Source organism: Duganella sp. AC237, assembly GCF_979254035.1.
Window position 1 is genome coordinate 2107202 of the sequence record NZ_CEEDEW010000003.1, and the last position, 19202, is coordinate 2126403.

Here is a 19202-nt window from a genome sequence, read left to right on the forward strand (position 1 = left end):
GTTGCTGCCCGCAGGCTCGCAGGTCAACGCGACATCTCCTGCCGGTACGATGGCTCAGTGGCGCAGGACGATGGTCAGCAGCGCCACAGATTCGACCAGCGCGCGGACCGCGTGCGGAGCGCCGCCTTCGAGGTACAACATCTCGCCGGCCTTGAGCGTGGTGGGCTGGCCGCGCGTGCTGAACGCGATTTCCCCCGAGAGGCACTGGAAGGTGATCTCGCCCTTGACGTGGTGCTCCGGCATCTCTTTTCCGGCTGGCAGCACCAGCCGGATCAATTCGATCTGCTCGGTCTTGGTGAGCGCGATGGAAGAAAAAGTCGAGACGTCTTCGCCCGCATGTTTCAATGCAATGACTTCTCCGGGTTTCGCATGTTCCAAAGCCATGATGCCCTCCGTGGTTGATGATTTATTTCCATGTTAGCACCGCTTGCGTTGCGCGGCAGGGCAACAGGACGGGGGTATGCATGGGCTCGTGTGGAAATGGTGGACCTGACCCCGGAGCTGCGGTTTGAATGATGCCGGAAGCTTTGACGCGGTCATCAGGCCTCAAAAATAGATCCCGGCTTTTGTCGATCTGCAAATCGTCCAGCGAGCCGTGCTCATCAAATTCCAATTCATAGCCGAACTTGTTCTGTATCGACTTCGGCATCAGCACGGACCTGCGCGCGCGGTCGACGACGGGCACCATGTAACCGGGCTTTGAATCAGGGATACCGCTGGCGCATATGCACGATAGAAAGGATTTCTATCTCGGTTACGCCAACACGATATACAACAACGTAGTTTGAATGGACAACCATTTCACGGGTGCCCGCTACCCTTCCAAGACGATAGAGGTGTGGATGCTGTGGGAGTGTTGAGATGGCCTGATTGATCTTGTTGAACAAGTCAGTGGCTGCTTGCCGGCTACGTTGCGCGATGTAGGCGAGAATCGTCGCCAAATCTGATTCCGCTTCAGCTTGCCATCGGATCGGAAGCATTGTCGTCGCGCTTCGCTTCGATGATCTTGCGAACTGTCGCCATTACTTGTTCGTGAGAGCGGGTGGGGCGCTGATCGTCAAGCGATGCCTGAACCTTCGCACGAAACCACTGGTCGTAGGCTGCAGCCTCTTCAGGTGTTGCGAACTTGGACTCAATTGGAGATGGTTTTTCACTCATGATTTGACGATTATACGGCAGATAGATTGCGCTATGCCGTGACACTCAAATCCGTTGATCGACATCAAAAGAGAGCGAACGAGACCCGATCCGCCGTACTGTCGGCAAGGGGCGGTAAGCGTTCAAAACGTGGCCGAGGACCCCGGCGTCCCCGTGGATCAGAATGCTTTCGCCGACCCTGAACCCCGCGCGCACAACGAGGCCTCATACGCGGTGCCGCCAACCAGTGTCAGGCTCGCTGCCTCCAGATGGCTCAGCGAGGCATGCTTCTTCCCGATGATGCTTTCCGCAGCGACGTGGTACTCGGCATAGCTGCCCGGACCGTCGAATATTTGCGGGGTACACCAGACTTCGTCACCCGGCGCGCGACCGATGTGCTGGTGGCATTGCTCCCATCTTCGCCCTTTGTTTTACGTGCCGGTCTGAAACGTTGCATAAAAGAGTTAAAGGAATAATAAATTCGCTTATTTGCAAGATAAACAATATAATTGCCATACGAAAACCACAGGATCACGATATGAAAGTTGTAGTCTCGCCCGCACAAAAGCTGACCTCGTCCGCAGCATTAATAGCCTTGCTGGCCTTGGCCGGCTGTGGCGGGGGCGGGGGCGGAACAAGTGCCCCGCCGCCGAACGTCGCGCCGAAGGCGGTGCTGGCGCTGGCGGCCGATGCCGGAACCCCTTCGATCGGCGCCGAGGTGGCCCTTAGCGGTGCCGGGAGCACCGATCCGGAGTCGGGCGCGCTGACGTACGCCTGGACGTTGCAGTCCAAGCCTGCCGGCAGCAATGTCGCGCTACCCGCGTCGACCACGGCGTCCGTGAAGTTCACGCCGGATGTCGGCGGCAATTACGTGGTTCGCCTGCGCGTGACCGACGCCGCCGGCGCATCGTCCGAGCAGGATCTGACCGTGACCGCCACCAATCATTCGCCTGTCGCGGTGCTCGACAAGAACGCGCTGACGGTGCTCGCCGGCGCGGTGGTCAAGGTGTCCGGCGCCCTCAGCTACGACGAGGACGCCGATGCGCTCACCTACAACTGGACACTGGATGCCAAGCCGAACGGCTCGGCCGTGGTGCTGGCCGACGTCGCCTCGGCTGGCTTGGCCTTCACGCCGGACGTCGCTGGCACCTACACGCTGTTGCTGAAGATCAGCGATGGCAAGCGTGCCGTCACCACGCGCCTGGAGGTCAAAGTGCTTGCGCAGCAGAGCGGTTCCGTCGCGTTGCCGTTCACGCCGCTCGCCGCGCGCTACAGCAAATCGCTGGATAAAGTGATCATGGTGTCAAGCGGGCCGGACGTGCTGAAGATCGTCGATCCGTTCTCGGGTCTGATCAAGTCGGTGCTGCTGCCTGCTTCGTTCAAGGCGATGAGCCTGAGCGCCGACGGCAAATTGGCCGCCGTGCTGCATGAGGGCGTGGTGACGCTGGTGGACCTGCAGACGGCCAGCGTCGTGCGCAGCAGTCCTACGGGCGGCTCGCATACCGAGGTCGCGCTCACCGACAGCGGCCTCGCGTATCTGTCCGGCCAGACGGGCGGGCAGTGGTATTCGCCCTCCGTGGTCGCGCTCAACGCACGCACCGGCGCGACGATCGCAACCGTGGCCACCGGCTTCGGTTACTTCTACGGCACCGTGCATGGCGTGTATTCCGCCGTCAACCGCAAGGGGTTCTCGGTGTCCGAGGGTTTGTCGCCGGTGGATATCTCGTACTTCACCACGGACGCGGCAAGTAACGCGGTCGTCCTGTACGGTGACTCGCCCTACCATGGCGATTATGCGATCGGCTCGACCTTGTTCCTCTCGGCCAAGGAAGACCTGGTGTTTACCTCGGCCGGCACGTACTTCCGTACCGATACGTTGACTTACGGCGGCAGGCTGGCGCTGACGGGCACGCTCGCGTCGATCAGCCAGTCCGACACGAAGGAGACGCTGGCGATCGCCGCCACCCAGGGTAGCTATCCCGACTACGCGTTGACCTACCCGCAGGCTTACCGCCGTTACACCGGCGACCTGTTGATGTACGACGCAGATTTGAGCTTCCCGATGATCGACGGGCTGCAAAGTTATGGTCGCAGCATTTTCCACAGTGCGGGCGGTAACCATGTGGCCCTGGTGCAGACCACGAGTCCGATTCAGAACGCGAGTGGGGCGAAGTATTATTTGATCTACCGCTAGGGGCGCGCGCTGACAGGTCGGATGTAAACAAGTCCATGAATTAATTCATGGGCTTGTGTTCTGCTTCGGCGATGTGTTCCCTGAGTCGGATTTCTCCTCCTTCAGGATATGCGGAAAAACTCACGCGAAGGCGGCGCCAACGGATTTTCCGGTTTGAGCGTGGCGACCGTGGGGGATGCGAACCGCGACCAACCCAAGGGTTAGAAGGATGACGCCGAGGCGATGAACGAGTGTTGCGCTTCGCTTCTTGAAGCGCGGCGTGGTAGCGATGTGGCGACTTGCGTTCGGGGAGTCTTGTAATGCTGATTTGAAGTCTCGCACACCCCTTCCGGTTGTGGTTTGCCTTCGATGCGGAAATGCCGGAAGAATTTGAACTTTCGACTCACACCTCCAGGGTCGGAAAGGAAGGGCAGGGCAAATTCCTGTTTGTCGAGCAATATCAGGCGCCAAACGTTGCCACCAAAAAAGCGAAACGTCAGTGAATTCGGCGGCAGTAGATTCAGCTCAGCAAACGTGCCGGTGGAGTACCTCGAGCCGAGCACTGCCGAATCGACCAATGTCAAATTAGCGTCGAACATGTAAATTCGCAGCATGTCTTCGTAGGGGATGTCATCAGTGAAGAAGACGACGCTGCAGCCTTGCCATTCCAAGGCCGTTTCCAGCACGGCACCGGTCACGATCAATCCACTTGGCCTACCGTCTAAAAGCAATTCAGATGACGGCAGTTCCGTGTCGGACGGAGGTGACGCCAATCGCGCCGCAAACTTTGAGGTCGGGAGTAATCTCACGAGCGTGGTCTACCAAATAAAGCCAGCACTGAAGGCGGCCAGAGCTCCTCCAGCAAACGCACCTATTGTCACACATACCGGGGCACCAGGGCAGCACGCCAAACCCGCGAGCGCCCCTGCGGCGATGCTCCCACCGATTCCTGCCGCCGTGGTAATAAGCTCGCGTTTGACCGCAGTGGCTTTGTTGGAAGCGTTGAGGATGTTATACGTCGATAGTGCTAGTTACAGCAGAATGACGCCACGGCCCAAGTAAGACAATCGCATCGCATTGCGTGTGACCGAAGGATGAGATCTACCGGCTGACGCCACAACTTCGGCAAAGACGCGATTCTGCTGTGACGGGGTGAGTTTTGCGAAGATCGCACCATTCCCGAACAGCTTCGAAGTTTTTTCAGCGATTAGCGCATTCAGACTACGACCCTCCGCCTTTCTGTACTCTGCGTAAGCGCGGGCGGCAGGAGTGGTGCGTGATCTGATAAGTTGCATGACGACGTTTCGGGTGTCGTGGGCCTGTTCCGCCGCTTGCGCCCAACTCATCTTGCCGCTGACGACTTCGCGGCGCAGACTGTCTGACATGGCTTTTATTTCGCGTGCGTAGATCCGGCGGGCTGTGGAATCGAGCTCTAGATGCATCCCTGCGCTGGCAGTTGTCACTTCGAGCGATTTGATCGCGTTTTCGAACTCTTCTTCGTCGGATCGTTGCATGGTGAATTCCTGTCAGTGGTGTTTGACAAGACTACTGCGTCGTAGAGCGACGGCATTTGAAGGAGCGCAACTGCTCGATGAAGAGAGCCAATGCCTAAGTTAGAGAAATTCGACAATTTGGTCGGAACCGAGGAGCGGTTGTGTTGTTTGATTTCCGACGGATGTTTAGAAAATCAAAGCTTTGCTATCGGGTAATTGCTTGATGAGGGCAGACTATTTGTGCGTTGATGGTGATGGAGGAAAAAAAGCAAAAACAGAGAGCGACCAGACACAAAAAAGCCCACGAACCGAAATTCGTGGGCTTCCTTGATTATTCTTGGTAGGCCGTGCGGGATTCGAACCTGCGACCAACGGATTAAAAGTCCGCTGCTCTACCAGCTGAGCTAACGACCCAAGGGTGCTTCGGTGGTAGGCCGTGCGGGATTCGAACCTGCGACCAACGGATTAAAAGTCCGCTGCTCTACCAGCTGAGCTAACGACCCCCGAAGAAGCGAGATTATAGGGGGTATCGGCCCAACCTGTCAAATGCCCTCAGGACATTATTTTCCGCCGAGGCGCTGTTTGGCCGTGACGGCGGCCGAGGACTCCGGATATTGCTTGATCAGGTCCTGCAGCGTCTTCTTGGCGGCCTTGTCCTTCAGCTCGGTCTGGCAGCTGGCGATGTTGAGCATGGCGTCCGGCGCCTTCGGGCTGTCCGGGTAGTTCTTCAGCACTTGCAGCTGCGCGCTGATGGCGCTCTTGCAGTCGCGCTGGGCATAGAAGGCGTTGCCGAGCCAGTACTGCGCGTTGGGCGTGTACACGGAGGCGGGGTACTGGCGCACGAAGTCGGACAGGGCCGTGCCCGCCGCCTTGTAGTCGCCGGCCTTGAACAGTTCCATGGCCGCGCCGTAGTTCTTCTCCTCGTTCGGATCGACCTGGGCGGCCTTGCCGTCGACCGTCACTTCGCGCGGCTCGAGCTTGCGCAGGCGGGTGTCGAGGTCGACGTAGAAATCCTTCTGGCGCTTTTGCGCGTTCGACAGCTCGTTTTGCAGCACTTCGATCTGGCCGCGCAGTTTGTTGAGCTCCTGCATCGTGTTATCGTTTTGCGCGACCAGATCCAGCGCGCTGGACTTGTCGGACTTGGTGTCCAGTCGGGCGTTCATTTCGATGCGCATCGCTTCGACCTTGGCGCGCAGGTCGAGCAGGGCTTTACGGGCTTCGTCGTCGTCGAACAGGCCGGCGTGGGCTTGCATCGGCAGCCACGTCAGCGCGGCCAGCAGGGCGGCGGCGAGGCCGGATTTGGTGAGTTTCTTCATGTCGGGCGCTTTCAGCAAATCAAAATGGAAACGGGGCAGGGCGCGGTTGAATACCGCGCGCCGCCCCGTATTATGCCTGTGACCCGGCAAAAGGGTAGTGCTTTCGATTACTTGTAGACGATGTCAGCACGACGGTTCTGTGCCCATGCCTCTTCGTTCGAACCGGTCGCTTTTGGCTTCTCTTTGCCCAGCGAGACGGCTTCGATCTGCGATTCCGGCACGCCCAGCGTGGTCATGGCTTTGCGCACGGCTTCGGCGCGCTTCTGGCCCAGCGCCAGGTTGTACTCGGAGCTGCCGCGCTCATCGGTATTGCCTTGAACCAGGATCGAACGCGATTTGTTTTTGGTCAGGTAAGCGGAGTGGTTTTCCACCACTGGCTTGCCGTCGGCGCGCACGACGTAGCTGTCCAGGTCGAAGTAGATGCTACGGTTGGCCAGCACGCCTTTTGGATCGTCCAGCGGATCCAGCGATTTGGTTTCCACCGGGGCGACGGTGCGGGTGTCCGATTGCGACGGCGCGGCCTTGTCGGCTGGACGCTCGACGACTGGTGCCGGCTCCGATACTTTGACCGGGGTCGAGCAGGCGGACAGGATGGCGGCGGTGGTGATGACGAAAGCTAAGCTGCTGAGTTTGCGCATTTGATTCTCCTAGTAATAATAGTAAAGACCAGATTTATTTACTGCATGAATGGACCCCAGGTGGGCTCCTTGATGTTGCCCGCCTGCGTGGTCAGGCGTTGCTTGACACGTCCGTCGACGGACACCACGGCCAGCGATTTGCGGCCACCGGCTTGCGTGGCGTACATGATGTATTTGCCGTTGGGGGCGAAGCTCGGCGATTCGTCGCTGGTGGTGTCCGACAGGCGCTGCTCCTGGCCGCTGGCCAGGTCCAGCACGTACAGCTGGAAGTTGCCGTCGCGGCGCGAAATGTAGGCCAGGGTCTTGCCGTCCGACGAGATGCGCGGGCTGGTGTTGTAGGTGCCGCTGAAGGTCACGCGCTTGGCTTCGCCGCCGTCGGCGCTCATGCGGTAGATCTGCGGGCCGCCGCTGCGGTCGCTGGTGAAGTAGATGCTCTGGCCGTCGGCCGAGAATTGCGGCTCGGTGTCGATGCCGTTGCTGTTGGAGACGCGGCGCAGGCCGCTGCCGTCGGTGTTGACCGTGTAGACCTGGGTGTGGCCGTCCTTCGACAGCGCCACGGCCAGTTTATTGCCGGCCGGCGACCACGACGGCGCCGAGTTGCTGCCCTTTTCGTTGGCGACCACGGTGCGGGCGCGGGTGACCAGGTTTTGCACGTAGACCACCGGCTTTTTCTGCTCGAACGAGACGTAGGCGACCTTGGTGCCGTCCGGCGACCACGATGGCGAGATGATCGGTTCGTTCGAGCGCAGCGCCAGTTGCTCGCCTTCGCCGTCGGCGTCGGCCACCAGCAGTTGATAGTTGCGGCCTTCCTGCTTGACGTAGGAGATGCGGGTGGCGAAAGCGCCACGGATGCCGGTGAGCTTGAAGTAGACGTCGTCGGCGATCAGGTGCGCCGACAGGCGGGTGAACTGCGCCGTGACGGCTTTGTCTAAATTGGAGATCTTGGCTTGCTTGACGGTGTCGAGCAGCTTGTAGCGCACGTCGTAGCGGCCATCGGCCAGCGCATCGACCGTGCCGACGACGAGCGCATCGGCGCCCTTGGATTTCCAGGCGCTGTAGTCGATGTTGTTGACGTCACTGATGACGCCGGCGTCGATCACTTTGAAGGCGCCGCTGCGCTCGAGGTCGGCCTTGATGATCTCGGAGATTTTTTGCGGCGATACGCCTTCGTTGGCGAAACCGGCCACGGCGACCGGGATCTGGTTGCTGCCGACACCGGAAATTTCGATGCGCATCTGCGCCTGGGCCGCGCCCATGGTGGCCGCAATGGTCAGGCCGGCGTAAAGGAGGGTCAGTTTTTTCATATCAATGCATTTCCTTCAGGTTGAAGACGGCTGTAAGTTCGCGTTCTACCGTACCATCTTTCTTCTTTGGCAGTGGTGACGACTTGTCAATCGCGTTCTCGATCGCTTGGTCGTAGGCCGGCGAACCGCTGCCTTTGATCTTGCGTTTGTTGATGATTTCACCGGACGGCAACTGGGTGATCAGGTAAGTGGCTGTCAGGCTGTCGTCTTCGCCGCCGTAAGCCAGATTGCTCTTGATCTTGGCGCGGACGGCCGCCGAATAACCGCCGTCGACCTTGCCGCCGGTCGATTGCGCGGCCGTGCCGGTCGAGCCCTTGGCCGCCGAGCCCGTGATGCGGCTCATTTCGGCGGCGAAGGCCTTGTCCTTGGCGGCCTTGTCGGCTTTCTCGGCTTTTTCCTTGGCCAGTTTGTCGGCGACGGCTTTTTTCTTGTCTTTTTCGGCCAGTTCCTTCTTCTCTTTCTCGGCTTGCTCTTTTTCCTCTTTCAGCTTTTCTTCCTTCAGCTTTTGCTCGGCGAGTTTCTTGTCAGCCAGCTTCTTCGCTTCCAGCTTGGCCTGCTTCTCTTCGGCTTCCTGTTTCAGCTTGGCTTCCTTGGCTTCGGCCAGCTTCTTCTCTTCGAGTTTTTTCTTGGCCTTCAGGCGTTCGAGGGCGATATCGGGTTCCTTCGGCGCGGGCGGCGCCTCCACCGGTGGCGGCGGCGGGGCCTTGACGACGGGCGCCGGCTCCGGTTCCGGCTCCGGTTCGGGCGCTGGTTTAGGCTCCGGCGTCGGCTCGGCCGGCGCGGCGTCCTGCACCTTCATGTCCCAGATCTCGGCCTGCACTTCGGTCGGTTCATTGTTCTGCCAGCTCACGCCGACCCACAGGAACAGCAGCAGCACCGCGTGCATCGCCACGGCCAGCACCACGGAGCGCCAGCCTTCGTTATGTCGCGGAACCTTGTACGGACCGCCTGCGGTTGCGGGTTTCATCGTCTGCACTAGTTATTTGGTGGACAAGCCGACCCGGTTAATGCCCATCTTTTTCGCTTCCGAGATCAGCTGGATCACGTCGTCGTACTTGCTTTCCTTGTCGCCGGCGATCAGCACCGGGTATTCCGGATGCGTTTCGTGCAGCGTGCGCAGTTTCTTGACCAGCGCGTCGCGGTTCGGCGCCGTTTCCGGCGCGTCCTCGTCTTTGCCCTTGACGCCGATCGACAGCGCGCCGTTCGGCTTGATGACGATTTGCACGTAGTCGCTTGGCGGCTTGGTCGATTTTTCAGCGTTCGGCAAGTCGACGATGCTCGGGTCGGTGGCCGACGGCATGACCATGAAGATGATCAGCAAAACCAGCATGACGTCGATGTACGGCACCACGTTGATTTCGGACTTGAACTTGCGGCCGCGACCGCCGCGCATGCTGCTGGAGAAAGAGGAAGCCATGGTCTCTCTGCCTTATTAACGCGATTGACGTTGCAGGATATTGGAGAACTCTTCGACGAAACTTTCGAAGCGGATCGCCAGACGATCGATGTCGTGCGAGAAGCGGTTGTAGGCGACAACCGCCGGAATCGCCGCGAACAGGCCGATGGCGGTGGCGATCAGCGCTTCGGCGATGCCGGGCGCGACGGCGGCCAGGGTGGCTTGCTGCACGTTGGCCAGGCCGCGGAAGGCGTTCATGATGCCCCAGACGGTGCCCAGCAGGCCGATGTACGGCGACACCGAGCCGACCGAGGCCAGGAAGGCCAGGTGCGATTCAAGCACGTCCATTTCGCGCTGGAAGGCGGCGCGCATGGCGCGGCGCGCGCCGTCGAGGATGGCGCCGTGGTCGACGGGATCGCGGCTGGCGGCGTAGGCGGCCTTGCTTTTGATGAACTCACCCATCCCGGCTTCGAAGATGCGCGCCAGCGGGCCGCTGTTGGCGCGGTCCTTGCCGGCGTTCTGGTGCAGCGCGTGCAGGTTGCCGCCGGCCCAGAAGGTTTTTTCGAAGTCGATCGTCAGGCGGCGCGCCGAGCGCACCGCGAACAATTTACTGAAGATGTAGGTCCAGCTGGTCAGCGAGATGATGAACAACAACGCCATGATCAGTTGCACGATCAGGTGGGCGTTGGAGATGAGGGACAGGAAAGAGAGGTCTTGGGTGACGTTCATTATTTATCAGTCTGATCAGTCTGTTTTCGTGATGTTGGTGGTGCTGCGCATTTTGTCCGCGACCGCTGGCGGCACCGCGCGCGGGCGCAGCGTCGAATCGACGCAGCCGACCCTGACCCGCGCCGTGTTCAGCAGTTGCTCGCCGCACCATGCCTCCTGGACAAAGGAGATCGAGGCGCGTCCTAATTTTTCGATACTTAATGTTAATTTTATTACGTCGTCAAGCTTAGCAGGCGCATGATACTCCGCGCTGACGCTTTTGACGACGAACATAGCGTCGTGTTCCTGCAATAAAGCGTGCTGGCTCACATTGATCTGCCGCAGCCATTCGGTGCGGGCGCGCTCGAAGAACTTCAGATAGTTCGCGTAATAGACGATACCGCCGGCGTCGGTGTCTTCGTAGTAGACCCGGACGTTCCAGATGAACTCTGCTGGCATGTTGTTAGGATTGCAAGTTGTGTTGAGCAACATTCTACGCGATTTTGTTCTTTTGGTTGAAGTTTGGACGGTTGAATGCACGTCCATCCCGCCACTTGTGCGGGATTTCAACTTGGGGCGCAAAGATTGCACTGGTGACAGTTAAGCGGTTTACAGGCAACTTGCCAAGGATTGTAACAACCGCTTACGAATTGCAGGGACGCATGCTTTCACCCGAACGGCGACGCACCGCCGGGGTCGTACCCCGTACGGGGTACGGCCCCTCCGTCCTCGGGTTTAAGGGTTGCGCTTGATCGCCAGCGGACCGTAACCCTGGCACGTCGGCATCATCTCGATGCGGTTGATGTTGATGTGCGGCGGCAAGGTCGCGATCCAGAACGCGGTGTTGGCGATGTCTTCGGCCGTCAGCGGCACGGTGCCTTCATACACCTTGGCGGCGGCTTCGTCGTTGCCCTTCATGCGCACGTTCGAGAATTCGGTGCCGCCGCACAAGCCCGGCGCCAGATTCGTGGCGCGCACGCCGGTGCCGATCAGGTCCGCCCGCAGGTTCAAGGTGAACTGTTCGACAAACGCCTTGGTGGCGCCATAGACGTTGCCGCCCGGGTAGGGCGTGGCGCCGGCGACGGAACCGAGGTTGATGACGGTGCCGCTGCCGCGCTTGACCATGTCCGGCAGGATCGCGCGGGTCATGGCGACCAGGCCGCTGCAGTTGGTGGCGATCATCGTGTCCCAGTCGTCCAGCGACGATTCGTGGGCCGGGGTGACGCCCAGCGCCAGGCCGGCATTGTTAATCAGTACGTCGATCTGCTTCCATTCGGCAGGCAGGCCGTCCAGCGCCGTTTTGATCGATGCCTTGTCGGTGACGTCCAGCACTACCGGCAGCACGGCGTCGCCCAGTTCGGCCGACAAGGTCTGCAGGCGGTCCTCGCGGCGTCCGCTGATCAGCACTTTGTGACCGTTTTGAACGAAAGTGCGGGCCATGGCGGCGCCGAAGCCGGCGGTGGCGCCAGTGATGAAGACGATCATGTTTTATCCTTGTCGATGAGGTAAGAGGGCGGAAGGCTGGACAAAATTGTAGCCGAAATGGCAGTATCCCTCGAGGCCCGCCGGTAAAACGCACAATCTTGCCAGTTATGCAAGCCGCTTCCTTGCTCAAATCTGGCGCATAAATTACAATCCGGGTTCCATTACGTCTCACGTAACTGGCGAAAAGCTGCGGTCGGCCCCAAAATGGTGCGTCGATCCGTCGGCGAAAGGTGGGCATCCACCGGGAAACGTGAGATTTCATTAGCCGTTCGCCTGGGCAGCCCATCGATGGAAAGCACGAAAGAGGCTGCCTGTCCGCTATCGGCGTCCCTCATTCGATCCAGCCTGCCAAGTACTACAGTTACTCATTCGATTGGAGTTTTTCATGTTCGCAAAAGATCACACCCTCGCCAGCGTTGACCCGGAATTGTTCGGCGCCATCCAAAAAGAAAATACCCGCCAGCACGACCACATCGAGCTGATCGCGTCGGAGAACTACACCTCGCCGGCCGTGATGGAAGCGCAAGGCTCGCAGCTGACCAATAAATATGCCGAAGGCTATCCAGGAAAGCGCTACTACGGTGGCTGCGAATACGTCGACGTCGTCGAGCAACTGGCGATCGATCGCGTCAAGCAACTGTTCGGCGCGGAAGCGGCCAACGTGCAGCCGAACTCCGGCTCGCAGGCGAACCAGGGCGTGTTCTTCGCCGTCCTCAAACCGGGCGACACCATCATGGGCATGTCGCTGGCCGAAGGCGGCCACCTGACCCACGGCATGCCGCTCAACATGTCCGGCAAGTGGTTCAACGTTGTGTCCTACGGCCTGACCCCGGAAGAGGACATCGACTACGCCGCCATGGAAGCGCTGGCGAAGGAACACAAGCCTAAGCTGATCATCGCCGGCGCGTCGGCCTTCTCCAAGAAAATCGATTTCGAGCGTTTCGCCGCCGTCGCCAAGGCCGTTGGCGCCTACTTCATGGTCGACATGGCGCACTACGCCGGCCTGATCGCCGCCGGCCTGTACCCGAACCCGGTGCCGCACGCCGACTTCGTCACCTCGACCACGCACAAATCGCTGCGCGGCCCGCGCGGCGGCATCATCCTGATGAAGGCCGAGCACGAGAAGATCATCAACTCGGCTATCTTCCCTGGCATCCAGGGCGGCCCGCTGATGCACGTGATCGCCGGCAAGGCCGTCGCCTTCAAGGAAGCGCTCACGCCAGAATTCAAGGCCTACCAGCAACAAGTCGTCATCAACGCCGACGTGCTGGCCAAGACCCTGATCAAGCGCGGCCTGCGCATCGTGTCCGGCGGCACCGAGTCGCACGTGATGCTGGTGGACCTGCGTCCGAAGAACCTGACCGGCAAGGAAGCCGAAGCGATCCTGGGCACCGCGCACATCACCACCAACAAAAACGGCATCCCGAACGATCCGCAGAAGCCATTCGTGACTTCCGGCATTCGCCTGGGCAGCCCGGCGATGACCACGCGCGGTTTCAAGGAAGCCGAAGCGGAAGAAGTCGGCAACCTGATCGCCGACGTGCTGGACAATCCGCACGACGCCGCCACCATCGAGCGCGTCAAAGCGGCGGTGAAGGTGCTGGCCGATAAATATCCGGTCTACGCCAAGTAATTTGCTTCAGTAGTAAGGCGGGGCGCCGGCCTGGCTGGCGTCCCGTTAAGTAGTTCAATGTAAGTTTGCCCATGGCTCATATGAAATGTCCGTTCTGCCAGCATGACGATACCCAGGTTCTCGATACGCGTGTATCCGAGGAAGGGGATTCCATCCGCCGGCGCCGGCGTTGCGGCAAATGCGATAAACGATTTACCACGTATGAGCGCATCGAGCTGGTCATGCCGTATGTGGTCAAGAAGAACGGCAGCCGCACCGAGTACTCGGCCGCCAAGTTGCGCGGCAGCCTGACCTTGGCCCTGCGCAAGCGTCCGGTCGCGGCGCCCGCCGTCGACGCGGCCGTGTTGTCGATCGAGGAAAAATTGCTCACCAGCGGCAAGCGCGAAGTCGACACCGGCTACATCGGCGAGCTGGTGATGCAGGAGTTGCAGCGCCTCGACAAGATTGCGTATATCCGCTTCGCATCGGTTTATAAAAACTTCGAAGACCTGGCCGAGTTCCAGGACGCCATCGCCGAAGTCGGACAGGACCGCAAGCCGCGCAAAAGCTAGCATCCTGCTAGCGCACAGTTGATCCACCTCATACCTCGGCCATTGGCCGCTGCTACCGTCTAGCTAGTCCCCGACAGTCGCTGACTGTCCCTGTCGACTTGCGGAGGTGTGCATGCTCACGGCCCGTGCTGTTGCCGGCTTTACCCTGGTCGAAGTCATGATCGCCGTGCTCGTGCTGGCCTTGGGCATCGTCGGCGGCGTTTCGATGCAACTGGCGGCGCTGCGAGCCCGTCACCAGTCGACCTTGCTGGCACAGGCGTCCTGGCTGGCCGTCGGCATGGCCGAACGCATGCGCGCCAATGCCGAACATATGCGGCTGGCCGATGGCGCCAACCTGTATCTCACCCTCGATTACGATGTGCTGGCCGAGCCCGACCCGCCGGCGCCGTCCGCGCTGTGCTATGGCGGCGATTGCGACGGCGTCCAGCTGGCCGCGTTCGATCTGTATGAAATGAAGACGCTGATGCGCGAGAACTTGCCGGCGGGCCGCGCCGTGGTCTGCCGCGACGCCGGCTTGTGGTCGGGCGGCAAGCTGCGCTGGGCGTGCAGCGGTGGGGCCGGCGCGCCTTTGGTGATCAAGGTCGGTTGGCGCGGCAAGAACCCCGACGGCACGCCGCGCAAGGACGAGGCCGGCGAGTACATGCCCGGCGTGGCGTTGACCGTGGGGGCGCCATGATGCGGGCGCGCCAGCAGGGCTGGACCATCATCGAGCTCGTCATTGCCACCGGTCTGGGCCTGGTGCTGACGTTGCTGGCCAGTGGATTGTTGCTGGCGACTAGCGGCAGCTACCGCAATCACAGCGAGAACATGTGGATCAACGACGGCGGGCGCTATGCGCTGGAGATTATGTCGCAGGCGATACGGCAGGGCGCGTATGTCAACTGGGACAGCAAGGAGGCGCCGGCCGAGCTTGCCGCGCACGAGCCGGCCGCCATCGCCGGTCTTGACGCCAGCAGCATCAGCAAGGCCAGCGACGGTATCTCCGGCGTGGCGCCGGACGCGGCCAACGGCAGCGACGTGCTGGCGTTGCGTTTCTCCGGTTATGGGGACGGCGCGAACGGCGACGGCTCCAGCCTTAACTGTGCCGGCTTCGGCGTGGGCGCGCCCTCGGCCGTGAACGAGCGCGGCTGGAGCATCTTTTATGTCGCCGCCGATGCCGGCGGCGAGCCGGAATTGCGCTGCAAATATCGCAGCGCGGCGGGCTGGGGCGCGGACGCCATCGTGCGCGGCGTCGATTCTTTTCAGGTGCTGTACGGCCTCGATAGCGACGAGCCGGCCGATGGCATTCCCAATACCTTCGTCAATGCGACCGCGATCAACGGCATGGACGCGGCGCTGGTGCTGGTCGGCGCCACGCCTGAGGAACTCCAGCGCGATCTGCACCGCAAGACCAACTGGAAGCGCGTCTGCAGCGTGAAGCTCGCGTTGCTTTTGCACGGCGATAACAACACGCGGGCCGATACCGTGGTGCGCCGGTTCGACCTGTTCGGGCCGGCTTATTCCGATGGCCACGGCGACGACCAGGGCGTGCGGATTACGGAGCGATTATTTCCCGAATCGCAGCGATGGCGAGCGCGGCGGGTGTTCGGAATGACGGTCGCGCTGCGCAACAGGAGCGGTTGATATGAGGGCGCGCTTAAGGGGTGGCGCCTCGCTGCGGCAAGAGCGCGGCGTGGCGTTGCTGGTGTGCCTGCTCATGCTGATATTGGTGATGCTGCTGGGCGTGTCGGCGGCGCAGCTGAGTTTGCAGGGCGAGAAGGCCGCGCGCGGCGAGCGCGATCGGGAAGTGGCGTTTCAGGCGGCGGAGGATGCGTTGGCGGATGCGGAACGTGACATCCAGGCGGGCGGCGGCGAGGTCGTCGATCCGGCCTGCGGCGAAGCGCCGGTGTGGCAGCGGGTCGACCTTTCGGGCAAGGTGGATGCCGGCTGCACGGTCGCGTATGGCGCGGCGACCGGGGCGGCGATGCAGACCGGGCAAGGCTTCCTGCCGTTTAAGAAGCCGCGTTACCTGATCGAACGTACCGAGTGCCATCATCCTGGAGAAGATGCGTCCGCCGTCGCCACACCCAGCTATTGCTATCGGGTGACGGCGATCGGTTTCGGGGCGAAACCGGCAACCGAGGTGGTGTTGCAAAGTGTGTTCCGCAAGCCGGAGTGAGGAGGAGGGCGTATGTCTGCAAAGAACGGTCGGCGCTGGTTAATGCGAATGCTGAAAAGGTCGGCGGTGCTGGCCATCACGATCACCTCTTGCGCGGTCGCTGCTCCGCCCGTGCTCGATATCGCCAGCGAGCCGTTGACGGCGGCATGCTGCGTCGCCACGCCGCCGGCCGGTGCTGCCGAATTCGACGGCGCCTCCCTGCTGCTCGTGGCGCCGCCGCCGGCAAGCGCCAGTGCCGGCGACCTGTTTCAGGCGAGTATGAATATGGCCGACTGGAGTGGACACTTTTCCCGTTACGCTTTGTCTCCCGGCGGCGCGGGATTTTCCTCGACGCCAACGGCGATGTGGGACGCCGGCGTGCTGCTGACGGGCGACGGCGCGCGTGCGCCATCGCCAGCCCCGGCCGCGCGTAAAATCTTCACCGCTATCGTGCAGTCTGGCGGCGCGCTGGAGATGGTCCCTTTTGAATGGAGCGCCTTGTCGGCAGAGCAGCGGCAGCAACTGAATCAGGCGCCGCCGCCCGCCACCGGCGCCGATGCCATGGGCGAGCAACGCCTGGCTTTCCTGCGCGGCGATCGCACGCAGGAAGGCATGCTCTTCCGCGCGCGCAGCAGCGTGCTGGGCGATTCCATTAACAGCACGCCGGTGTATGTCGGGCCAGCGTCCGGCGCGGCGTCCGCCACGCGGCCGAACGTCATCTACATCGGCGCCAACGACGGCATGCTGCACGCCTTCAACGCCGCCGACGGCAGCGAACTCTTCGCCTATGTGCCTAACGCGTTGATGGCCAAGTTGAACCACCTGTCCAGTCCCGACTATGTGCACCAAGCCTATGTGGACGGGCCGGCCAGCTTTGGCGAGGCGACGATCAATGGCAGCAGCAAGACCGTCCTGGTCTCCGGGATGGGCGCCGGGGCGCAAGGCGTTTTCGCGCTGGACGTTACCGACCCGCTGCGCTTCGCCGACGGCGGAGGTGTTCTGTGGGAATTTACCGACCGCGACGACGCGCTGATGGGCAATGTCACCACACGGCCGCAAATTGCCAAATTGCGCAGCCGGGATGTGGCGGGCGTGCCGATCTACAAACATTTTGCGGTTGTCGCGAGCGGCTTGAACAACTACGCTGCGGACGGCAACGCCAGCCCGACGGGCAAGGGCGCGTTGTTCCTGCTGGCGCTCGACAAGCCACGTGGCGCGGCATGGCGGCTCAACGTCAACTACTACCGACTCATCACGCCCATTTCCGACGCGGCGCTGGCCAACGGGCTCAACGCGCCGGTGCTGGTGGCCGACCGCATGGGTGCTGTTCGCTATGGCTACGCAGGCGACTTGCAGGGCAACCTGTGGCGTTTCGATTTCGACGGCGGCGCGCCTTGGGCGGGCGCGGTCGGTCCCGGCGCCGGAGGCACACCGCTGTTTGTCGCGCGCGACGACAGCGGCAGGCGTCAGCCTATCATCCAGCAGCCTTTGCTGGCGTATGCCGATGGCGGCGGCTATCTGGTTTTATTCGGGACCGGCAAGTTGATCGAAAAAGCCGACCGTACGTCGGCCAGTTTCGCGCCGCAGTCCTATTACGCGATTCGCGACAGTTTGCATGATCCCGCCGAGGTCGTAACCAGCCGCAGCCAGTTGACGCAGCGCGTACTGAGCGGCAATGCCGGCACGGCGCCGTTCAGCATCAGCGGCGCCAAAATGGCATTCGACAGCATGGGCTGGTATGTCGATTTCTTGCAGGCGCAGACGACGGGAGAACGCAGCATCGATAGCGGCGTGCTGGCCGGTGGCGAGGTCTTTTTCAATACTTTGCTACCGCGCAGCGATCCGTGTGATAAGGCCCGCAGTAGAACTTATGCGCTCAATGTGCTCACTGGCCTGACCAAGGATAGCGTTGCAACGCTGCCGACACCGCCGTCCACGGAGCAGCCGATTGTCGGGCAGGTATCGGACGCATACAGGGCGACGCCGTCGCTGTTGCCCGTCACGTCGAGCAAGACGCCGCGCGACCCGACCGGCAGCACGCGCCTGCTCAAAGAGTTGGCCGTTACCAACCTCACGCCGCAGGGAAACGTGGTCGTTGGCCGCGTCAAGGTGCAACTGCGCGCCGGGCGCCTGAGTTGGCGCGAGGTGGGCAATTGGCGTCAATTGCACGAGGCCTTCAAATGAGCCGCCGCGCACACGCCGGCTTCAGCATGATCGAAATGCTGATCGTCATGGTGATCCTGGCCGTGCTGGCCGCTGCCGCCATGCCCGCCTGGCAGCAGCATGTGATCAGTACCCGCCGCAACGAGGCGCAGGCGATGATGTTGAAGTTGATGTTGCAGCAGGAGCGTTATTTCACGCAGCACGGCACGTACATCGCATTCTCCTCCGGCTCGACAGATTTCGAGGCGCGCCAGTTTCAGTGGTGGAGCGGCAGCCGCGCGCCGGGCAGCGGCTACGAAATCGAAGGCAAGGCCTGCGACGACGAGCCGATCGAGCAATGCGTGCAACTGGTCGCCACCGCTGGCACCGCCGTGGTGGACGCCGACTACCACGACCACGAATGCCGCGAAATGACGCTCAGCAGCATCGGCGAGCGGCTGTCGAAAGGCACGCTCGCCAAGTGCTGGCGCTGAACGGGGCTGCCATGAAGCGTGATAACGCGGGAGTGTCGCTGGTGGAATTGCTGGTCGTGCTGGTGTTGGCAGGCATACTGCTTGGCGCCGCCGCGTCCGCCTACCATGACGTGATGCGGCGGCAGCAACTGCGGGCGGCCGTCAACGATCTGGTCGCGGCCATCGACCTGACCCGCTCGCATGCGATCGCGCGCGGCGGTCAGGTGATGCTGGGGCCGCTGGAGCCGAGCGGCAGGGATTGGGCCAAGGGCTGGGTGGTGTTCGTCGACGACAACGGCAACCGCCGGCCGGACGCCGGTGAACAGCGCCTCTTCCAGCACGGACCGCTGCCGGACGGGATGACGGTCGTCTCCGCATTCTCGTCCGGCGGAACGCCGCTCTACCTGGCCTACAATGGCGCGGGCCGCAGTTGCAATGCCAGTAACAGCTTATCAGCGCGCTGGGGCACGCTGTCGCTGGCGCGGGGCGACGACGCGCGCAACATCAAAATCAACATGCTGGGCAGGCTGCGCGTGTGCGACCCGGTCAAAGACACTGCCAATTGCGACGGGGCGGGCAATTAAACTCCTCAATGACTTACCGACGTCGTCTCGGA

23 protein-coding genes, 2 tRNA genes, 1 pseudogene and 1 riboswitch are annotated in these 19202 nt (G+C 61.5%); of the genes and pseudogenes, 9 read left to right on the top strand and 17 right to left on the bottom strand.

Translation table 11 applies throughout. The annotated features are described in order from the left end of the window. Positions 1-54 precede the first annotated feature (54 nt). The 5 genes and pseudogenes from AC0IYS_RS09660 to AC0IYS_RS09680 form a co-directional block, all read right to left on the bottom strand. On the bottom strand, positions 55-384 hold the full coding sequence (locus AC0IYS_RS09660; protein WP_471704946.1) for a cupin domain-containing protein: 330 nt from the start codon (positions 382-384) through the stop codon (positions 55-57). A 22-nt stretch (positions 385-406) separates the two neighbouring features. Further along, positions 407-649: a hypothetical protein gene (locus AC0IYS_RS09665; protein ID WP_471704947.1), complete on the bottom strand. Its 243-nt coding sequence runs from the start codon at positions 647-649 to the stop codon at positions 407-409. A 55-nt stretch (positions 650-704) separates the two neighbouring features. Beyond that, positions 705-980, bottom strand: coding sequence for a type II toxin-antitoxin system RelE/ParE family toxin (locus AC0IYS_RS09670; protein ID WP_471704948.1), 276 nt, complete (start codon positions 978-980; stop codon positions 705-707). Continuing rightward, entirely contained in the window at positions 955-1158 is a 204-nt protein-coding gene (relB, locus tag AC0IYS_RS09675; RefSeq protein WP_471704949.1) for a type II toxin-antitoxin system RelB family antitoxin, read from the bottom strand. Before relB ends, AC0IYS_RS09670 begins: the two co-directional genes overlap by 26 nt. A gap of 126 nt (positions 1159-1284) precedes the next feature. Continuing rightward, a pseudogene (locus tag AC0IYS_RS09680) lies at positions 1285-1523 on the bottom strand (NADPH:quinone oxidoreductase); the annotation flags it as partial. A gap of 152 nt (positions 1524-1675) precedes the next feature. On the opposite strand from AC0IYS_RS09680, the gene AC0IYS_RS09685 reads away from it, so the two are divergent. Next, positions 1676-3331, top strand: coding sequence for a YncE family protein (locus AC0IYS_RS09685; protein WP_471704950.1), 1656 nt, complete (start codon positions 1676-1678; stop codon positions 3329-3331). 200 nt (positions 3332-3531) lie between these two features. Here the strand turns inward: AC0IYS_RS09685 and AC0IYS_RS09690 are convergent, their stop codons facing one another. The 12 genes from AC0IYS_RS09690 to AC0IYS_RS09745 form a co-directional block, all read right to left on the bottom strand. Further along, positions 3532-4008 carry a hypothetical protein gene (locus tag AC0IYS_RS09690; RefSeq protein WP_471704951.1) on the bottom strand — a complete coding sequence of 159 codons (477 nt, stop codon included), beginning with the start codon at positions 4006-4008 and terminating at the stop codon, positions 3532-3534. A gap of 333 nt (positions 4009-4341) precedes the next feature. Continuing rightward, on the bottom strand, positions 4342-4824 hold the full coding sequence (locus AC0IYS_RS09695; RefSeq protein WP_471704952.1) for a hypothetical protein: 483 nt from the start codon (positions 4822-4824) through the stop codon (positions 4342-4344). A 317-nt stretch (positions 4825-5141) separates the two neighbouring features. Further along, a tRNA-Lys gene (locus AC0IYS_RS09700) sits at positions 5142-5217 on the bottom strand. A gap of 13 nt (positions 5218-5230) precedes the next feature. Next, positions 5231-5306 (bottom strand) — tRNA-Lys (locus tag AC0IYS_RS09705). Positions 5307-5363: 57 nt separating this feature from the next. Further along, entirely contained in the window at positions 5364-6119 is a 756-nt protein-coding gene (gene ybgF, locus AC0IYS_RS09710; protein ID WP_463451892.1) for a tol-pal system protein YbgF, read from the bottom strand. Between the two features lie 107 nt (positions 6120-6226). Next, positions 6227-6757: a peptidoglycan-associated lipoprotein Pal gene (pal, locus tag AC0IYS_RS09715; RefSeq protein WP_471704953.1), complete on the bottom strand. Its 531-nt coding sequence runs from the start codon at positions 6755-6757 to the stop codon at positions 6227-6229. Between the two features lie 38 nt (positions 6758-6795). Continuing rightward, positions 6796-8061, bottom strand: a complete 1266-nt coding sequence (gene tolB, locus AC0IYS_RS09720; RefSeq protein ID WP_471704954.1) for a Tol-Pal system beta propeller repeat protein TolB — start codon at positions 8059-8061, stop codon at positions 6796-6798. Between the two features lies 1 nt (position 8062). Beyond that, positions 8063-9028 (bottom strand): cell envelope integrity protein TolA, encoded by a 966-nt coding sequence (gene tolA / locus AC0IYS_RS09725; protein ID WP_471704955.1) that lies wholly within the window; start codon positions 9026-9028, stop codon positions 8063-8065. Between the two features lie 12 nt (positions 9029-9040). Further along, the gene (locus AC0IYS_RS09730) at positions 9041-9478 is read right to left on the bottom strand and encodes an ExbD/TolR family protein (RefSeq protein ID WP_471704956.1); all 438 of its coding nucleotides are present in this window, start codon (positions 9476-9478) and stop codon (positions 9041-9043) included. A gap of 15 nt (positions 9479-9493) precedes the next feature. After that, positions 9494-10186, bottom strand: coding sequence for a protein TolQ (gene tolQ / locus AC0IYS_RS09735; protein ID WP_471704957.1), 693 nt, complete (start codon positions 10184-10186; stop codon positions 9494-9496). 15 nt (positions 10187-10201) lie between these two features. Further along, entirely contained in the window at positions 10202-10624 is a 423-nt protein-coding gene (gene ybgC, locus AC0IYS_RS09740) for a tol-pal system-associated acyl-CoA thioesterase (RefSeq protein WP_471704958.1), read from the bottom strand. A gap of 276 nt (positions 10625-10900) precedes the next feature. Beyond that, positions 10901-11650: an SDR family oxidoreductase gene (locus tag AC0IYS_RS09745; RefSeq protein ID WP_471704959.1), complete on the bottom strand. Its 750-nt coding sequence runs from the start codon at positions 11648-11650 to the stop codon at positions 10901-10903. Positions 11651-11812: 162 nt separating this feature from the next. Continuing rightward, positions 11813-11936: riboswitch (ZMP/ZTP riboswitch) on the top strand. 99 nt (positions 11937-12035) lie between these two features. Between AC0IYS_RS09745 and glyA the strand changes: the two genes are divergently transcribed. The 8 genes from glyA to AC0IYS_RS09785 all read left to right on the top strand — a co-directional run bounded on the left by glyA (position 12036) and on the right by AC0IYS_RS09785 (position 19170). Beyond that, positions 12036-13283 carry a serine hydroxymethyltransferase gene (gene glyA / locus AC0IYS_RS09750; protein WP_471704960.1) on the top strand — a complete coding sequence of 416 codons (1248 nt, stop codon included), beginning with the start codon at positions 12036-12038 and terminating at the stop codon, positions 13281-13283. 80 nt (positions 13284-13363) lie between these two features. Then, on the top strand, positions 13364-13834 hold the full coding sequence (nrdR, locus tag AC0IYS_RS09755) for a transcriptional regulator NrdR (RefSeq protein ID WP_209720521.1): 471 nt from the start codon (positions 13364-13366) through the stop codon (positions 13832-13834). Between the two features lie 112 nt (positions 13835-13946). Then, a complete protein-coding gene (gene pilV, locus AC0IYS_RS09760) occupies positions 13947-14510 on the top strand; it encodes a type IV pilus modification protein PilV (protein ID WP_471704961.1) in 564 nt (187 codons plus the stop codon). Further along, the gene (locus tag AC0IYS_RS09765) at positions 14507-15457 is read left to right on the top strand and encodes a PilW family protein (RefSeq protein ID WP_471704962.1); all 951 of its coding nucleotides are present in this window, start codon (positions 14507-14509) and stop codon (positions 15455-15457) included. Before pilV ends, AC0IYS_RS09765 begins: the two co-directional genes overlap by 4 nt. A gap of 1 nt (position 15458) precedes the next feature. Then, positions 15459-15992, top strand: a complete 534-nt coding sequence (locus AC0IYS_RS09770) for a pilus assembly PilX family protein (RefSeq protein WP_471704963.1) — start codon at positions 15459-15461, stop codon at positions 15990-15992. Between the two features lie 42 nt (positions 15993-16034). After that, positions 16035-18155, top strand: coding sequence for a pilus assembly protein (locus tag AC0IYS_RS09775; RefSeq protein WP_471704964.1), 2121 nt, complete (start codon positions 16035-16037; stop codon positions 18153-18155). After that, on the top strand, positions 18152-18607 hold the full coding sequence (locus AC0IYS_RS09780) for a type IV pilin protein (RefSeq protein WP_471704965.1): 456 nt from the start codon (positions 18152-18154) through the stop codon (positions 18605-18607). The genes AC0IYS_RS09775 and AC0IYS_RS09780 overlap by 4 nt, the downstream gene beginning before the upstream one ends. Positions 18608-18618: 11 nt before the next feature. Then, positions 18619-19170 carry a GspH/FimT family protein gene (locus AC0IYS_RS09785; protein WP_471704966.1) on the top strand — a complete coding sequence of 184 codons (552 nt, stop codon included), beginning with the start codon at positions 18619-18621 and terminating at the stop codon, positions 19168-19170. The last annotated feature ends 32 nt before the right edge of the window (positions 19171-19202 follow it).

Coding starts and splice junctions, on each gene's coding strand:
- AC0IYS_RS09670 (WP_471704948.1), bottom strand. CDS start 980: ATGCTTCCGATCCGATGGCAAGCTGAAGCGGAATCAGATTTGGCGACG.
- glyA (WP_471704960.1), top strand. CDS start 12,036: ATGTTCGCAAAAGATCACACCCTCGCCAGCGTTGACCCGGAATTGTTC.
- ybgF (WP_463451892.1), bottom strand. CDS start 6,119: ATGAAGAAACTCACCAAATCCGGCCTCGCCGCCGCCCTGCTGGCCGCG.
- relB (WP_471704949.1), bottom strand. CDS start 1,158: ATGAGTGAAAAACCATCTCCAATTGAGTCCAAGTTCGCAACACCTGAA.
- AC0IYS_RS09660 (WP_471704946.1), bottom strand. CDS start 384: ATGGCTTTGGAACATGCGAAACCCGGAGAAGTCATTGCATTGAAACAT.
- nrdR (WP_209720521.1), top strand. CDS start 13,364: ATGAAATGTCCGTTCTGCCAGCATGACGATACCCAGGTTCTCGATACG.
- tolB (WP_471704954.1), bottom strand. CDS start 8,061: ATGAAAAAACTGACCCTCCTTTACGCCGGCCTGACCATTGCGGCCACC.
- AC0IYS_RS09695 (WP_471704952.1), bottom strand. CDS start 4,824: ATGCAACGATCCGACGAAGAAGAGTTCGAAAACGCGATCAAATCGCTC.
- AC0IYS_RS09745 (WP_471704959.1), bottom strand. CDS start 11,650: ATGATCGTCTTCATCACTGGCGCCACCGCCGGCTTCGGCGCCGCCATG.
- tolA (WP_471704955.1), bottom strand. CDS start 9,028: ATGAAACCCGCAACCGCAGGCGGTCCGTACAAGGTTCCGCGACATAAC.
- AC0IYS_RS09785 (WP_471704966.1), top strand. CDS start 18,619: ATGAAGCGTGATAACGCGGGAGTGTCGCTGGTGGAATTGCTGGTCGTG.
- AC0IYS_RS09780 (WP_471704965.1), top strand. CDS start 18,152: ATGAGCCGCCGCGCACACGCCGGCTTCAGCATGATCGAAATGCTGATC.
- pal (WP_471704953.1), bottom strand. CDS start 6,757: ATGCGCAAACTCAGCAGCTTAGCTTTCGTCATCACCACCGCCGCCATC.
- AC0IYS_RS09765 (WP_471704962.1), top strand. CDS start 14,507: ATGATGCGGGCGCGCCAGCAGGGCTGGACCATCATCGAGCTCGTCATT.
- AC0IYS_RS09770 (WP_471704963.1), top strand. CDS start 15,459: ATGAGGGCGCGCTTAAGGGGTGGCGCCTCGCTGCGGCAAGAGCGCGGC.
- AC0IYS_RS09730 (WP_471704956.1), bottom strand. CDS start 9,478: ATGGCTTCCTCTTTCTCCAGCAGCATGCGCGGCGGTCGCGGCCGCAAG.
- ybgC (WP_471704958.1), bottom strand. CDS start 10,624: ATGCCAGCAGAGTTCATCTGGAACGTCCGGGTCTACTACGAAGACACC.
- AC0IYS_RS09665 (WP_471704947.1), bottom strand. CDS start 649: ATGCCGAAGTCGATACAGAACAAGTTCGGCTATGAATTGGAATTTGAT.
- tolQ (WP_471704957.1), bottom strand. CDS start 10,186: ATGAACGTCACCCAAGACCTCTCTTTCCTGTCCCTCATCTCCAACGCC.
- AC0IYS_RS09685 (WP_471704950.1), top strand. CDS start 1,676: ATGAAAGTTGTAGTCTCGCCCGCACAAAAGCTGACCTCGTCCGCAGCA.
- pilV (WP_471704961.1), top strand. CDS start 13,947: ATGCTCACGGCCCGTGCTGTTGCCGGCTTTACCCTGGTCGAAGTCATG.
- AC0IYS_RS09775 (WP_471704964.1), top strand. CDS start 16,035: ATGCGAATGCTGAAAAGGTCGGCGGTGCTGGCCATCACGATCACCTCT.